1 protein-coding gene is annotated in these 237 nt (G+C 69.6%); it reads left to right on the top strand.

The genetic code is table 11. The annotated features are described in order from the left end of the window. A partial coding sequence (locus R0J92_RS26415) for a histidine phosphatase family protein (protein ID WP_411053868.1) occupies window positions 1-217 on the top strand: 217 nt, incomplete at its 5' end. Window positions 218-237 lie beyond the last annotated feature (20 nt).

Here is a 237-nt window from a genome sequence, read left to right as displayed (position 1 = left end):
CCCCTGCCTGGGTTCGCCACTGCGCCGGGCGCAACAGACCGGAGGGATCGCCCTTCGCGGCAACCGTTGTGTGACGGAGCCGGATCTGGCCGAGGTGCAGGCTGGGCGTTTTGAGGGGAGGACCCGCGCGGAAAGCGCGGCAGAGTTCCCCGAGATCGACGCTCGGGGGCAAACCCATCTGGATCTCTTTTGTGCCGCCCCGGACGGCGAGGGCTAGGCGCAGTTCCACGGCCGGGT

The sequence above is a fragment of the Tritonibacter sp. SIMBA_163 genome (assembly GCF_046535935.1).
Classification (GTDB): Bacteria; Pseudomonadota; Alphaproteobacteria; order Rhodobacterales; family Rhodobacteraceae; genus Epibacterium; species Epibacterium scottomollicae.
This window is presented reverse-complemented; position numbering and strand designations above follow the sequence as displayed.